Below are 13,607 nucleotides of genomic sequence, written 5' to 3' on the forward strand. Positions count from 1 at the left end.
CGCGCGTCATTCCGCGGCTCCGTCCGTAAGAGTGCGTACGCCGCTGGCGACGGCGGTGAAGTGGATGTTCACGCCGTCGTGCCGGGCGTCGAGCAGGAGTGGTTCGTCCGGCTGGACGCTGATGGGGACGGGCAGGCACTGGACGGCCTGCTTCCAGTGGGTGTTCGGGGTGCTCGGGGCGTTGGTGAGGCTGAGGCCGGGCACCAGGTCGAGCTCGAACCAGAACGCGACCGCGTGACAGGTGCCGGCCACCGACGGCGGCACGACGAACTCCGCGCGCCGTGGCTCGGCGGTGTCGCGGTAGAAGTCGAAGCGGAAGACCTCGATCGGCTCCGACAGCATGCGGTGCTCGTGGTGGCGGAGCCGCGAGTCGAAGTACTCGATGGAGGACAGCTGGTTGAACTCGGTGAAGTCGAAACCGTACAGCTGCCCCACGTGGTTCTTGCGGTACAGCGACGGGCTCTCGACGAGCTGGGCGAACACGCGCCCGCCGCACGGCAGGATGATCGCGTCGTCGGTGAGCAGGTGCTCGCGGGCGTGGGCGATCGTGGGCAGGATGCCCTCGCCGAGCAGCGCGCAGTCGACCGTCTCGGTGACCAGCACGTCGGCGCGGCGGGGCAGATCCTCGGGCACGCGCATCCGGGTGGACATCTTCGGCACGACCGTGATCACGTCGTCGTGCCCGGCCTTGCGGATGACCCGCCGCGCGACCTCGGCGACCGGGTGCTGGGCCTCACAGGCGACGATCTGCCGGGCGCCGGCGCGCGCGGCCATCATCGACAGCAGCCCCGAGCCGGCGCCGACGTCGAGGACCAGGTGCTCGGGCGAGACGATGTGCCGGATCGCCTTGTCGTACAGCTCCGAGCGCAGCTCGTCGTGGAGCATCTCCCAGTGCCAGCGCGGCACGCTCCGGCGGATCGCCCGGTTGCGGCCGATGAGCGCCCGCCAGTTGCCGCCCTCCACGTCGAGGACGAACTCGAACGCCTTGGCCGCCTCGTCGTACCGGCCCTCCGCGTACAGGGCGTGTCCCCAGTCGATCAGGCCCTCGAGGTTCGGTCTCCCGGCCTCCCGCCGAACCTTGGCGGCGTCGACCAGGCCCCCGGCCTGGACGTCGTCTTCCATCTTCGATCACCCGTCTTCTCTGCCGTTCACCCGGCGAATCGTCGATCGGCTACTCGTGTACGCCCGCCGCCCGCGCCGGGCAGGGCTCCGTCCTCGCCTGCTCGTCCTCCGGCGGCAGGTTGGCCAGAATGCGCTTGTGGATGACGGTGATCGGCGTGTCGTCCTCCACATCGGGGAGCAGCACGACCGCCTCGTCGCCGCTGCGCACCATTGGCACGGAGGTACGTTTCACGGCCGCGGTGCCGACCTTGGTGCCGTGCCAGGGGCAGACGAGCCGGCGGCCGTCCGGGGTCTGACGGCTCAGGCTCAGCGGCCCGCCGCGGTGGGGGCACCGGTCGTGGACGAGCAGCGGCCGTCCGTCCGGCTCGAACACGAAGTAGCGGTTGTGCCCCACCAGCACGGTGTTGTGCCTGCGCAGGTCCATCACCACGACACGACTCATCGGCTCCTCCTTCGGGCGTGGGTGCATGCTCGGATCGGGACACGCCGGTCGGCGTGACCCGTGAGGGAAACCCGGGCTTATGCCGTGGGCTCGTCCACGACCGGGTGCAGCAGGTAGCGGCACTCCGGCGACACGGCCATGACCCCGTACACCCGGCCCGCGGGGATCAGCACGGCGTCGCCGCGTACGAGCCGCTCCGGCTCGCCGGTCGCGCTGGTGACCAGGTCGGCCTCGCCCGTGTCGAGGGTGAGGACCACCGCGCCGTCGTGGCTGCGGGTGCCGAAGGGGCCGTCCGCGCTCGCGCGCACGGGCCGGGGCTCGCCGGTACGGGCGGCGGCGGCGAGTTCGCGGTGGCGCGGGATGGTGTCGGCCCACCGGATCTGGGCCGCGGTGTCCTCCTCGAACCAGCCGCCGACGAGCCGCGCCTCGGCGATGCCGCGCATGAGCTCGGGCACCACGCCCGGCCCGTGCTTCTCGGCCAGGGCCAGCAGGACCTGCTCGCGGGTGATGCGCCCGTGGTGCTCGTCGATGTGGGCGTGCTCGTCGCAGTAGTGCAGGTCGACGTCCTCGCCGAAGATCTCGCGGTAGACCTTGATCATCTTCACGAACGCCGGCGCGAAGACGGCCTCCGCGTACGTGACCGCTCCCGCGTAGCGGAAGAACTTCGCGTGGTCGCGGGAAAGGTAGTAGTAGAAGTTGTTGGTGGCGAGCGGCCCGGCCAGGTAGAAGTTCCAGTACGCGTGCACATGCGTCGCCATGGCGCGGCTGCGCAGCATCTTGGCGAAGATCGTCGTGTGCTTGGTGTCGTAGACGCCGTAGCCGAACTCGTCGATGAAGATCTTGAACAGCGCCGACTGTTCGGGACCGTAGGCTCCGGCGAGGTTGCGCGACATCGCCGACGCCTCGGTGAGCCCGTCGAGCGCGAGCTGCACGAGGTAGGTGTCGGCGGCCACCTCGGGGCGCCGGGCCGCGGCGATGGCGTTCAGCGCCGGCGACTCGCCCTGTTCGGACTCGTCGGTCACGTGCTGGAAGTACGCGTCGAGGACGTCGACCGTGCAGTTCCCGCTGACGTCCACCTCGTCGGCGAGACAGTCGAAGGCGAACCGCTCCAGGTCCGAGATGGTGGCCTCGCGCAGATGGCGGAGCCCGGTGCCGTAGAACTCCTCGAAGTCGCCGCGGAGTTCGGTCAGCCCCTGTTCGGGCAGCAGCACCGTCTCGGACTCATAGAACGTGCCGAGCAGCCGGTGCGCGGCCAGCGACCGGTACGTGACCCGGTCGCGGGCGGTCAGCGGGCGGCCGAAGTCGATCTCACCGAACGTCTCCGGCGCGAGCATCCGCCGGTACGGGTTGGGACCGTGCAACACGTGACGGTCGCCGCCGAACAGCGGATTTCGCGCGAACGAGAGGGCCCGCTCGGAAAGGGTCTCGGTAACGGCTCCCAGCGGTACCGAGACATGCCGAATTGTCATTTATCAACCGTCCAACAAGTCTAAATCGATCAGGCTTAGACGATGATCGCGTTGTCGAGGATCGCCCAATAACGCGAGACAAGGACTCAGCTCAGGCACAGCACAACAATGTTGCGCTGCGCAATGGACGTATTACCCAAAGAGAAGACCCACCCCTTGGGTCGATCTGGCGGGCAGATTAACACTCGAAATGCGCCCGCCGGTATAACGTTCCGGAAACACAAAAATAAGACATAAGGCCATCTTCCGGACATTCTTCGCATACCAGGCGAGAGGCTTCATTCCGGCGCCGCACCGGAGCGACGCCCGCCTTGCCGCGCCCGGGAGCGCCGCCCGTGCGCGGGAATGACGAGAGCGATGACCGCCTGGTCAGGGGCGTAGTCGAGGAATGCCGAGCGTCCCACCTGCGCGGACTCGGGACGCCACCGGCCGGTGCGACAGACCTGGCGCGGTGCCGCGGACACCGTACACCCGCCGTCAGGCACGCTGACCACCATGGTCAGGTAAAGAAATCGAGAACGTCCGAGGCGATTGCTCGATCCGCAGGCAAGAGAAGGATCCCTGAAACGGTGGCCATATCCGGCCGATTCGCGCCCCTTACCCACTCGGCGGGGGCCGAGAAAACCCCTGACGAACACACCCAACAACTCGTGACGAAAGTTTCACCGACGGCTCCTCCCTATCCTTTCCGTATAACCACCGTCACGGAATGAAAAGCATCTTCGCGATGCCTCAGGCCGGGGAAGCCGCCGTCGAGACGACGTCAGGCCGGGCCGGACTCCGAACGTCCGGCCCGGCCTGACGCGGCACCGGGACGGCTCAGGCGAACTGGCCCGGCTGGTAGTCGCCCGCCGGCTGCTGGACGATGACGTTCAGCCGGTTGTAGGCGTTGATGAGGGCGATGAGCGCCACCAGGGCGGCGAGCTGCTCCTCGTCGTAGTGCTTGGCGGCGTTCGCCCAGACCTCATCGGTGACGCCACCGGCGGCGTCGGCGAGGCGGGTGCCCTGCTCGGCGAGCTCCAGGGCGGCCCGCTCGGCCTCGGTGAAGACCTTCGCCTCTCTCCACGCCGCGACGAGGTTGAGGCGCACGGAGGTCTCCCCCGCGTGCGCGGCCTCCTTGGTGTGCATGTCGAGGCAGCCGGCGCAACCGTTGATCTGGCTGGCGCGGATCTTCACCAGCTCCTGCGTCGCCTTCGGCAGCGTCGAGTCGGTCACGACCTTGCCCGCCGAGTTGATGTACTTGCCGAACTTCGCCGCGACGGGGCTGCCGAAGAGGTTGAGACGGGCTTCCATGGTGATCTCCTTGCCGTTCTCGGGATACACCCCTGTCGACGGCACGGAGCGCCGAGATGTGACATCCCCCCGATGTGACCCACGTCTCCCCCATTCGTGAGCCGTCGTCGCGCGCTCGGTGACGGTCAGGGTGTCGATGCCCTCAGCCGGGAGGCGAGCAGGGCGCGCCCCGTGACGATCAGTCGGTCGACCTCCGACGTCGTACCAGTCCGCATAGGGGTGACCGGCCACGCCCAGTTCGCAGAGCAAGGTCAGCCCGCCGATCGTCCGGGACAGCTTGTGACACGCCCACTTCACCGAGGACTCCGCGTTCGCGTCGGCGAACGCGCCCGGCGCATCGGCGACCTTGCCCGCGATGAAGTCGCGGTTCGCGGCCAGGCCCGGATCCGCCATGAGGCGCGACACGGGCGCCGCCGCACCGGCCTCGTCGCCGGCCAACCGGCAGATGCGCGCCTCGATCGCGTTCATCGTGACGACCGGGCTCCAGACGTTGTAGTTCGGCGTTCCCGCGCCGCCCGGCGGATGGACGATCGACGTGACCGATCGCAGCACGTCGAGTGCCTCCGCCTCACGGTCGAGCGCCCACAGGTACCGCGCGAGGTCGGCCTGCTCGAACAACTCCTTCATCCGGGTGTGCGACCAGCGACGGGCCAGCGATGTCTTCACCTTGGCGAGGTATCGGTTCTCCTCATTCGCGGGGAGTGCCGCCCCCGGCGGTGCCACCGCCGTCTTCGCCTTTGACATGACCGCATTCTCCCCGAACCGACCCGTACGCCACGGCCAGGCGAGCAGCGGTCATCCCCAGGAAGGGACCGGGCCGTGGCGCGAGGCCTGAGTCGGCCGGCTGCCGCCGTCAGCTGGTCAGCTGCAGGCAAGCGGCCTCCCACGGCCGAATGACATTCGCGCGGAGACAGGCCGCGATTATCGGATGCTCGAAGAAGACTCGATACCACTTTTTGACGCCGAGATCGATCGCCGCGAGGCCGGCACCGAGATCGTTCTCCTTGTTGTAATCACTGGGCGGCTCCCTGCAACTGCAGCCCACACTGTGAATCGGGGAACCAACCCGCCCGCAACTTACTCTTGCGGAAGATCTTCGAGATAAGCACTCCGTCGTTTTATCTTCGGCACGCCACAGATGGGCTGATGCTCCGGGAGACCTTGTCAAGACCACGGCCCCCATCACACAGAGCCGAATCAGGCGATAATAGATCGCGGGCGACGCCCGATGGTGTTCAGGTGCCGCCCCGGGGCGGGCACACCGAGTCCTCCATGACGAGACTCACGCCACATATCCCCCATACCGGGATGCACTTGTGGAAAGTTGTCCCCCATGGAATGTCAGGGCTACGACCCTTCCGCGGAATCACCCGTCCGTGCCCCCGCGATGGACCGCCCGCACTCGGCACGCGTGTGGAACTACTGGCTGGGCGGGAAGGACTGCTACCAGGTCGATCGCGAACTCGGCGACAAGGTCGCGCGACTGGTGCCCGGCATCGTCGAGTCGGCACGAGCGGACCGGGACTTCCTCAGCCGCTCGGTGCGCCACCTCGGTGAGCAGAAGGGCATCCGGCAGTATCTCGACATCGGCACCGGCCTGCCCACCATGGACAACACCCATGAGGTGGCGCAGCGGATCGCCCCCGAGTCAAGGGTCGTGTACGTCGACCACGACCCGATGGTCCTCTCCCACGCCCGTGCGCTGCTCACCAGCACCCCCGAAGGCGCCACCGACTACATCGACGCCGACCTGCGCGAGCCCGAGAGAATTCTCGAGGCCGCCGCCGAGACGCTGGACTTCGGCAAGCCGATCGCCCTCATGCTCCTCGCCGTCGTCCACCTCATCGCCGACGACGAAGAGGCCTATGGCCTCGTACGGCGACTGATGGCCGCGCTGCCCTCCGGCAGTCATCTCGTCCTGACACACGCGTGCACCGATGCGCCGACGACGCGAACAGCCATCCGGGCCTACAACGAGAGCGACATCCCCACGCTGATGAAGGGTCGCGACAAGGCCGGGATAGGAGCCTTCTTCGACGGCCTGGAACTGGTCGAACCCGGCATCGTGTGCTGCCCGGAGTGGCGCCCCGGCTTCGGCCCCCGCCGAGCGCCACACGAGGTCATGACCTACTGCGGAGTCGCGGCAAAGCCCTAGGAGCACTGTGCCGACGAACGCCGAACCCACCGAACCGGAGCGGGAGCAGGCCCCGGAACTCCTGGGAGAAGGAAGGGCGGCCGAACGGAGCCTGTCCGTTCCGCTTCCCCCGGGCAGGCTCGTGCGCGGCGACGAGGGCACCGGAAAGCCGGTGCTGTGGATGCCGGATGAGCCCACATCGGCCGACACGTGGGCATGGATGTACGCCGACCACCGACGCCCGGGACTGTGACCGCTCCCGCTCGGCGCTCTGTAGTACCGCCGCGCCGACGCGCCACCGACCACGTCGCCCTCTACCCGGACAACATCCGGCAGGCCCCCGTACACCTTGGCCTACGCCGAACAACTGGTAAACCAAAACACCTGATCCTCCTGGTGGAACTGACCAGAAGGCATAACGTGACCAACAGCCCAGCCCGGGAGGGGGCGTGGGGGCAAAGCCCCCACATCGGGGGTTCCAGGGGGTCGCCCCCTGGACAAAATGACGAAGGACCAGCGGGGAAGACGACAAAGTCGCCAACCACACTGGTCCCAGGTCCACAGTGGAGCTGAGGGGATTTGAACCCCTGACCCCCTCGATGCGAACGAGGTGCGCTACCGGACTGCGCTACAGCCCCAACGACGCAGTAAGGCTAGCAAACATTGGGCACTCCTCGCGCACCCGAGGGGGTTCGGGAGGCCGCCCGCCCGAAAAAGATCAGAAGGGGTGCGGCAGACTCCGAAGGCGGTGGCCCGGCTCGTGCCGCACCGCACCCGTTCTGAAGGTCTGTGCAGGGGATCAGTCGCCGACCGCGCGGCGGTCGGTGTACTGGTCGTAGACCTCTTCCTGGGCCCAGGCGGGGAGTTCGATGACCTCCGCCGTACGGGCGGCCTCGGTCTCCCTCGCTTGCTGCTCCTCGCGGGCCCGCCTGGCCGCCTCCGCGCGCGCCGCCGCGGCCCGGCGGCGCATCTCCTCGCGGCGGGCCTGGTCCATGCGGACGGCGACGCGCAGCAGGGAGAGGTGTCCGGCGAGCAGGACGACCGGCGGGACGGTGAACCACCACGGCGCGGCGTGCGACGCGGTGACCACGATCGCGGTCAGCGTCAGCAGGCTCAGGCCCAGCGTGCGGCGACGGCGGCGGGCGATGACGGCGCCCCGGGTGGCCCGGCGCCGGCGTACCGCGGGCGCCTCAGGGTCCCCAGAGGCCACAGGCGCCGCGGGCTCCTGGTGGGAGGGCGGCACGTCCGCCTCTGGAACGCTCTCGTCCGCCGCGTCCGGCTCCTCGTAGGCGAGGTCGTCAGTCGCGAGCGGCTCGCCCCGGCGGTGCAGGAGACGGCCGATGCCGTCGCCGTCGCGGCGGAGCCACATCGGCACGAGAACGACGCCCCAGACGGCTACGATCGCCAAATAGAGGACTGCACTGCTCATCAGCCCTCCCCATTGCCGCGTCCAGGCCCGCGCCGACCTTGGATACGCGCGCGCTCACGTCCCGCACGCTAGGACCCACCGTCAGTGGTTGACGAGTATTCGGGGCGGTGTGTCGCGAGATCGGGCCGCACATAAACGTCGGGATACCAATCTTTTGCGATCTGCCGGTTCAGCGGGGGAAAGGCTGCCGCGTGCTCGCCCGCCAGCGGGACATCAGTCCACCGGGCACATCCTCGGTGGTGAGGGCGTAACAGATGTGGTCGCGCCAGGCTCCGTCGATGTGCAGATGCCGCTGGCGGACGCCTTCCTCGCGGAATCCGAGCTTTTCCACGACACGGCGGCTCGCGGCGTTCTCCGGCCGGATATTGGCCTCCACGCGGTGGAGGCCGACGTTGAAGAAGCAGTGGTCGACGGCGAGGGCCACCGCGGTCGGCATCACCCCCCGGCCGGCGACGTTCTTGTCGATCCAGTAGCCGACCTGCGCCGACCGTGCGGAGCCCCACACGATCGCGCCGATGGTGAGCTGACCGGCGAAGTCACCGTCGTAGGTGACCACCCAGGGCAGCGCGAGGCCCTGACGTGCCTCGCGGCGCATCGTCTGCGCCATGCTGATGTAGGGGCCGATGCCGCTGCGGAACAGGGGCGTCTCCGGATTGGTGGGCTCCCAGGGGCGCAGCCATTCGGCGTTGCGGATCCGCACCTCCCGCCAGATGGAGGCGTCGCGAAGACGCAACGGCCGGAGCCCTACCGGACCCTCGGCCAAGGTGGCGGGCCAACCCCGCATACGATCCACCCCTCCATGATTGCCCCGAGACTCGCCGTGCGCCACCATCGGCCGGGCGGCTCAGGACGTACGCGGGTGGTCGCCGCCGCCGATCTGGTCGACCGCGTGACGCAGGACGCCGGCGAGGACGGCCATGCCGTCCTTCACTCCCCCGGCCGAGCCGGGCAGGTTGACGATCAGCGTACGGCCGGCCACGCCGGCGAGGCCGCGGGACAGCACCGCCGTCGGGATCTTCGCGAAGCCGGTCAGGCGGATCGCCTCCGCGATGCCGGGGATCTCGCGTTCGATCACCCGGCGGGTCATCTCCGGCGTCAGGTCCAGGGGGGTGAGCCCGGTGCCGCCGCTCGTGATCACCGCGTCGTACTCCGCGGCGACCGCCTCCCGCAGCGTCTTCTCGACGGGCTCGCCGTCGGGGATGACGACCGGGTCGCCGACCTCGAAGCCGAGCTCGCGCAGCCCGGCGACGATCAGTGGCCCGGAGGTGTCCTCGTAGACGCCCGCCGACGCACGGTTCGACACGGTGACCGCCAGGGCCCGCATCATCGCTCCTCTCCGCCGGGCCGCCGCCAGTGACCGGTCTTGCCACCGGTCTTCTCCTCGACCCGCACGTCGGTGATCACCGCGGCGGGATCGACGGCCTTGACCATGTCGATCAGTGCCAGAGCCGCGACGGAGACGCAGGTGAGCGCCTCCATCTCCACGCCGGTACGGTCCGCGGTGCGCACCTGGGCCTCGATGGAGACACCCGCGTCGTGGACGGCCAGGTCCACGGTCACGCCGTGGATGGCGATCGGGTGGCAGAGGGGGACGAGGTCGGGCGTGCGCTTGGCCGCCTGGATGCCGGCGATGCGGGCCACGGCCAGCGCGTCGCCCTTGGGAACGTTCCCGGCGCGCAGGGCCGCGACGCAGTCGGCCGACAGGCGTACGAAGCCGCTCGCGGTGGCGGTGCGCGCCGAGACCTCCTTGGCGGAGACGTCGACCATGCGGGCCGCGCCGGACTCGTCGAGGTGGGAGAACCCGGAAGGATCCGTCATGGCAGCCTCAGCACCTCGACCCGGTCGCCCTCGGACAGCTCCGTGACGTCCTCCCCCACCACGATCAGGCAGTTGGACGTGGCGAGCGCGAAGATCTGGTGGGACCCCTGGCCCTCCGCGGGGCTCACCTCGTAGGCGCCGTCGCGGTAACGAAGATCGCCGCGCAGGAAGTGCCGCAGCCCCGAGGGGGACCTGACCGGCGAGGCGAGGTGCGCCGTCACGGTCGGCAGCGGCTCCGGCGGCAGGCCCTGGAGGGCGCGCAGCGCGGGCCGTACGAAGACCTGGAAGGACACGAAGGCGCTGACCGGGTTGCCCGGCAGGGTGAACACCGGCGTGCGGCCGTCCAGCAGGCCGAACCCCTGCGGCTTGCCCGGCCGCATCGCGACCTGCTCGAACTTCATCGTGCCCAGCCCCGACAGCACCTCCTTGACCACGTCGCGGGCGCCCATGCTGACCCCGCCGGAGGTGACGACCAGGTCGGCGAAGCCGAGCTGCTCCTCGATGGCGGCGAGCACCCGGCGGGGGTCGTCGCCGATCGACCCCTGCCGGAAGCCGACGGCTCCGGCCTCGGTGGCGGCGGCGGTCAGCGCGAAGCTGTTGGAGTCCCAGATCTGGCCCGGGCCGACGGTGCCACCGGGCTCGACCAGTTCGCTGCCGGTCGAGAGCACGACGACGCGCGGGCGCGGCCGTACGGAGACGCGGGCCCGGCCGACCGCGGCGAGCATGCCGACCTGGGAGGCGCCCAGGCGCGTGCCCGCCTGCAGAACGGTCTGGCCCGCGGTGACGTCCTCACCGCTGCGCCGGATGTAGCGTCCGGGCTCGGCGGCCTGCCGGATCGTGACCTTGGCCGTGCCGCCGTCGGTGGCCTCGACCGGCACGATCGCGTCGGCGCCGGCCGGCACCGGGGCACCCGTCATGATCCGCGCGCACAGGCCGGGCCGGATGGCGTGGGTGCCCTGGTCGCCGGCGGCGATGTCGCCGACCACCGACAGGCTCACCGGCGACGTCTCCGACGCCCCGGCGACGTCGGAGGAGAGCACGGCGTACCCGTCCATGGCGGAGTTGTCGAACGGCGGCAGGTCGACGGGCGCGGTGACCGGCTCGGTCAGCACGCCGTGCAGCGCCTCCAGGAGGGCGACCTCCAGCGGCGGCAGCGGGCGCGTCGCCGCCAGGATGTCGGCGAGGTGCTCGTCGACGGTCTTCATGACGCGTCTTGCCTGGCCACGAACTCCCGCAGCCACGGCAGGAACTCGGCGGCCAGGTCGGGCCGGTCGGCGGCGAACTGCACCACCGTGCGCAGGTAGTCGAGCTTGTTGCCGGTGTCGTAGCGGCGTCCGCGGAAGAGCACGCCGTGCACCGGGCCGCCCTGGGACCGGTCGCGCTGTGCGAGGGTCATCAGCGCGTCGGTGAGCTGGATCTCGCCGCCGCGGCCGGGCGGGGTCTTCTCCAGCACGTCGAACACGGCCGGGTCGCAGACGTAGCGGCCGATGATGATCCACCGGCTCGGGGCCTCACCGGGCACCGGCTTCTCGACGAGGTTGGTCACCTTGACGACGTCGTCCTCGGCGGTGGGCTCGATCGCGGCGCAGCCGTACAGCGACACCTGCTCGGGCTCGACCTCCATCAGCGCGACGACGCTGCCGCCGAACTCGGCGCGCACCTCGAGCATCCGCTTGAGCAGCGGGTCGCGCGCGTCGATGAGGTCGTCGCCGAGCAGCACCGCGAACGGCTCGTCGCCGACGTGCTGGCGGGCGCAGTGGACGGCGTGCCCGAGGCCCTTGGGCTCGCCCTGGCGTACGTAGTGGACGTTGGCGAGCTCGCTGGACTCGCGTACGGCCGCGAGGCGCTCGGGGTCGTCCTTCGCGCGGAGCGCCTCTTCCAGCTCGTACGCGCGGTCGAAGTGGTCCTCCATCGGGCGCTTGCCGCGTCCGGTGACGAGGAGGACGTCGTTCAGACCGGCGCCCACGGCCTCCTCGACGACGTACTGGATCGCCGGCTTGTCGACGATCGGCAGCATCTCTTTGGGGGTCGCCTTCGTGGCGGGCAGGAAGCGGGTTCCAAGGCCGGCCGCGGGGACGACCGCCTTGGTTACGGGTTCGTGGTCGACCATGGGAAGACCCTAGTCCCCGACTTCCCACGGGACGCCCGCGCGGGTCCGCGAGTTCCGGTCGCGGAGGGCGGGAGAATGGTCTCGTGCGTGACATCGCCGAGGACAAGACGACCCTGCGGGCCGGGCTGCTGGCCGCGCGCGCCGGGCTGAGCGAGGAGACGCGTGCCACGGCCGCCCGGGTCCTGCGCGACACGCTCCTCACGCTCCCGGAGGCCGAGATGGCCGGCACCGTGGCGGCGTACGTCTCGATCGGGGACGAGCCGGGCACTCACGGCCTGCTGTTCGCGCTGTGGAAGCGCGGGACGTACGTGCTGGTGCCCAGGCTGCTGCCCGGCGGCGACCTCGACTGGGCCTCCTACGAAGGGCCCGACTCCCTGCGCCCCGGCCCGTACGGGCTGCTCGAGCCGGTGGAGCCGCCGCGCGGCGTCACGGCCGTCCGCGGGGCGGACCTGATCATCGTGCCGGCGCTGGCGGTGTCGTCCTCGACCGGCACCCGCCTCGGGCGCGGCGGCGGCTCGTACGACCGGGTGCTGGCGCGTGTCGACCCCGGCATCCTGACGGTCGCGGCGGTGTACGACTCCGAGCTCCTCGGCTCGGTGCCCGCCGAGCCGCACGACCGCGCGGTCCGCGCCGTCGTGACGCCCTCGCGGGGCATCACCCGTTTCACTTGATCACAAAAGAGGTGCTGATCACACTCTCTCGGCGTAGCGGAGATTCCTCCGGTACAGAAGAATCGGGCTGAACACCCTGATTCGTGAGGAGATGGTGAGTGCGCCGGACGACCGGAGCGGTCTCGTGAACGGCACGCCGTGGCGATTGCTCGCCCTGATGCCGCTCGGCGAGGAGATGAACCGGGGCCTCTTCGAGCCGCTGGGCGCGGAGGTGAGCGTTCCGGCCACCCGCGACCGGGAGGGGCTGCGCGCGGCACTCTCCGAGGCGGAGCTGGTCGTCGGCGACTACACCGGTCTGCTGGCCATGGACGCGGAGGCGGTGGCCTCGGCGCCGCACCTGGCGTTCGTGCAGATGCCGTCGGTCGGGGTCGACTCCTGCGACCTCGACGCGCTGACCGCCGCGAACGTGCCGGTGGCGAACACGGCCGGGGCGAACACCCGGTCGGTGGCGGAATGGGCCCTCGCGGCCGCTCTCGACCTGTCCCGCCGCCTCACCTGGTCGGACCGGCGGATGCGCTCGGGCGGCTGGCCGCAGCTGGAGGCCGCCGCGCACGGCGCGGACGAGCTGGGCGGCCGACGCGTCGGGATTCTGGGGATGGGCGCGATCGGCACCGAGGCCGCGCGGCTGTTCTCCGCCATCGGCTGCCCGGTGGCGTACTGGTCGCGCCGGCGTCGCCCGGAGGGGGTCTACAAGGACCTCGACGAACTGCTCGCCACCTCCGACGTCGTGGTCGTCTGCCTGCCGCTGACCGCCGAGACGCGCGGGCTTCTCGGCCCCGAACGCCTCGCACTGCTGCCGGACGGCGCGCTGCTGATCAACGTCGCGCGCGGCGGGATCGCGCCGGATGACGCCGTGCTCGCGGCACTGGACGACGGGCGGCTCGCGGGCGCCGCGCTCGACGTGTACGACCAGGAGCCGCTGCCCGCCGACCATCCGCTGCGCGGCCACGACGACGTCCTGCTGTCACCACACGCCGCAGGCGGGACCCGGCGGGCCCAGAGCAACATCATCACCATGGTCATGGACAACGTGCGGGCCGCGGTCGAGGGGCGGCCGGTGTCGGACGTGGTCAACGGTGTGGACTCGGTGATCCGCCGCCGCTAGCGGCCCGGCCTGCC

The 13,607-nt window shown here is 70.3% G+C and carries 14 protein-coding genes and 1 tRNA gene; 4 read left to right on the forward strand and 11 right to left on the reverse strand.

Annotation, left to right across the window (positions count from 1 at the left end; translation table 11 throughout):
- Positions 1-6: 6 nt before the first annotated feature.
- The 4 genes from OG417_RS44330 to OG417_RS44345 all read right to left on the reverse strand — a co-directional run bounded on the left by OG417_RS44330 (position 7) and on the right by OG417_RS44345 (position 4,326).
- Positions 7-1,122: a 50S ribosomal protein L11 methyltransferase gene (locus OG417_RS44330; RefSeq protein WP_329242579.1), complete on the reverse strand. Its 1,116-nt coding sequence runs from the start codon at positions 1,120-1,122 to the stop codon at positions 7-9.
- A 49-nt stretch (positions 1,123-1,171) separates the two neighbouring features.
- The gene (locus OG417_RS44335; RefSeq protein WP_329242582.1) at positions 1,172-1,564 is read right to left on the reverse strand and encodes a Rieske 2Fe-2S domain-containing protein; all 393 of its coding nucleotides are present in this window, start codon (positions 1,562-1,564) and stop codon (positions 1,172-1,174) included.
- A gap of 77 nt (positions 1,565-1,641) precedes the next feature.
- Positions 1,642-3,033 (reverse strand): iron-containing redox enzyme family protein, encoded by a 1,392-nt coding sequence (locus OG417_RS44340; protein ID WP_329242585.1) that lies wholly within the window; start codon positions 3,031-3,033, stop codon positions 1,642-1,644.
- An 819-nt stretch (positions 3,034-3,852) separates the two neighbouring features.
- Positions 3,853-4,326 carry a carboxymuconolactone decarboxylase family protein gene (locus OG417_RS44345; RefSeq protein ID WP_329263021.1) on the reverse strand — a complete coding sequence of 158 codons (474 nt, stop codon included), beginning with the start codon at positions 4,324-4,326 and terminating at the stop codon, positions 3,853-3,855.
- A 1,333-nt stretch (positions 4,327-5,659) separates the two neighbouring features.
- On the opposite strand from OG417_RS44345, the gene OG417_RS44350 reads away from it, so the two are divergent.
- Together OG417_RS44350 and OG417_RS44355 are read left to right on the forward strand one after the other, a co-directional pair.
- Complete coding sequence (locus OG417_RS44350) at positions 5,660-6,481, forward strand: SAM-dependent methyltransferase (protein WP_329242587.1); 822 nt, start codon at positions 5,660-5,662, stop codon at positions 6,479-6,481.
- Positions 6,482-6,488: 7 nt separating this feature from the next.
- Positions 6,489-6,713: a hypothetical protein gene (locus tag OG417_RS44355; protein WP_329242590.1), complete on the forward strand. Its 225-nt coding sequence runs from the start codon at positions 6,489-6,491 to the stop codon at positions 6,711-6,713.
- A 311-nt stretch (positions 6,714-7,024) separates the two neighbouring features.
- Here the strand turns inward: OG417_RS44355 and OG417_RS44360 are convergent.
- From OG417_RS44360 to galU, 7 genes are all read right to left on the reverse strand, one after another.
- Positions 7,025-7,098: transfer RNA gene (locus OG417_RS44360), tRNA-Ala, on the reverse strand.
- 161 nt (positions 7,099-7,259) lie between these two features.
- Positions 7,260-7,889, reverse strand: a complete 630-nt coding sequence (gene sepX, locus OG417_RS44365) for a divisome protein SepX/GlpR (protein ID WP_329242593.1) — start codon at positions 7,887-7,889, stop codon at positions 7,260-7,262.
- Between the two features lie 169 nt (positions 7,890-8,058).
- Positions 8,059-8,673 carry a GNAT family N-acetyltransferase gene (locus OG417_RS44370; RefSeq protein ID WP_329242596.1) on the reverse strand — a complete coding sequence of 205 codons (615 nt, stop codon included), beginning with the start codon at positions 8,671-8,673 and terminating at the stop codon, positions 8,059-8,061.
- A 60-nt stretch (positions 8,674-8,733) separates the two neighbouring features.
- Positions 8,734-9,216: a MogA/MoaB family molybdenum cofactor biosynthesis protein gene (locus tag OG417_RS44375; protein ID WP_329242599.1), complete on the reverse strand. Its 483-nt coding sequence runs from the start codon at positions 9,214-9,216 to the stop codon at positions 8,734-8,736.
- The gene (moaC, locus tag OG417_RS44380; protein ID WP_329242602.1) at positions 9,213-9,707 is read right to left on the reverse strand and encodes a cyclic pyranopterin monophosphate synthase MoaC; all 495 of its coding nucleotides are present in this window, start codon (positions 9,705-9,707) and stop codon (positions 9,213-9,215) included. Before moaC ends, OG417_RS44375 begins: the two co-directional genes overlap by 4 nt.
- Positions 9,704-10,912, reverse strand: coding sequence for a molybdotransferase-like divisome protein Glp (gene glp / locus OG417_RS44385; RefSeq protein WP_329242604.1), 1,209 nt, complete (start codon positions 10,910-10,912; stop codon positions 9,704-9,706). The genes moaC and glp overlap by 4 nt, the downstream gene beginning before the upstream one ends.
- Positions 10,909-11,817 carry a UTP--glucose-1-phosphate uridylyltransferase GalU gene (gene galU / locus OG417_RS44390; protein ID WP_329242607.1) on the reverse strand — a complete coding sequence of 303 codons (909 nt, stop codon included), beginning with the start codon at positions 11,815-11,817 and terminating at the stop codon, positions 10,909-10,911. Before galU ends, glp begins: the two co-directional genes overlap by 4 nt.
- An 83-nt stretch (positions 11,818-11,900) precedes the next feature.
- Between galU and OG417_RS44395 the strand changes: the two genes are divergently transcribed.
- Positions 11,901-12,488, forward strand: coding sequence for a 5-formyltetrahydrofolate cyclo-ligase (locus OG417_RS44395; RefSeq protein WP_329242609.1), 588 nt, complete (start codon positions 11,901-11,903; stop codon positions 12,486-12,488).
- Between the two features lie 94 nt (positions 12,489-12,582).
- Positions 12,583-13,593, forward strand: coding sequence for a 2-hydroxyacid dehydrogenase (locus OG417_RS44400; protein WP_329242610.1), 1,011 nt, complete (start codon positions 12,583-12,585; stop codon positions 13,591-13,593).
- Positions 13,594-13,607 lie beyond the last annotated feature (14 nt).

It is taken from the genome of Actinoallomurus sp. NBC_01490 (assembly GCF_036227085.1).
Lineage (GTDB): Bacteria > Actinomycetota > Actinomycetes > Streptosporangiales > Streptosporangiaceae > Actinoallomurus > Actinoallomurus oryzae.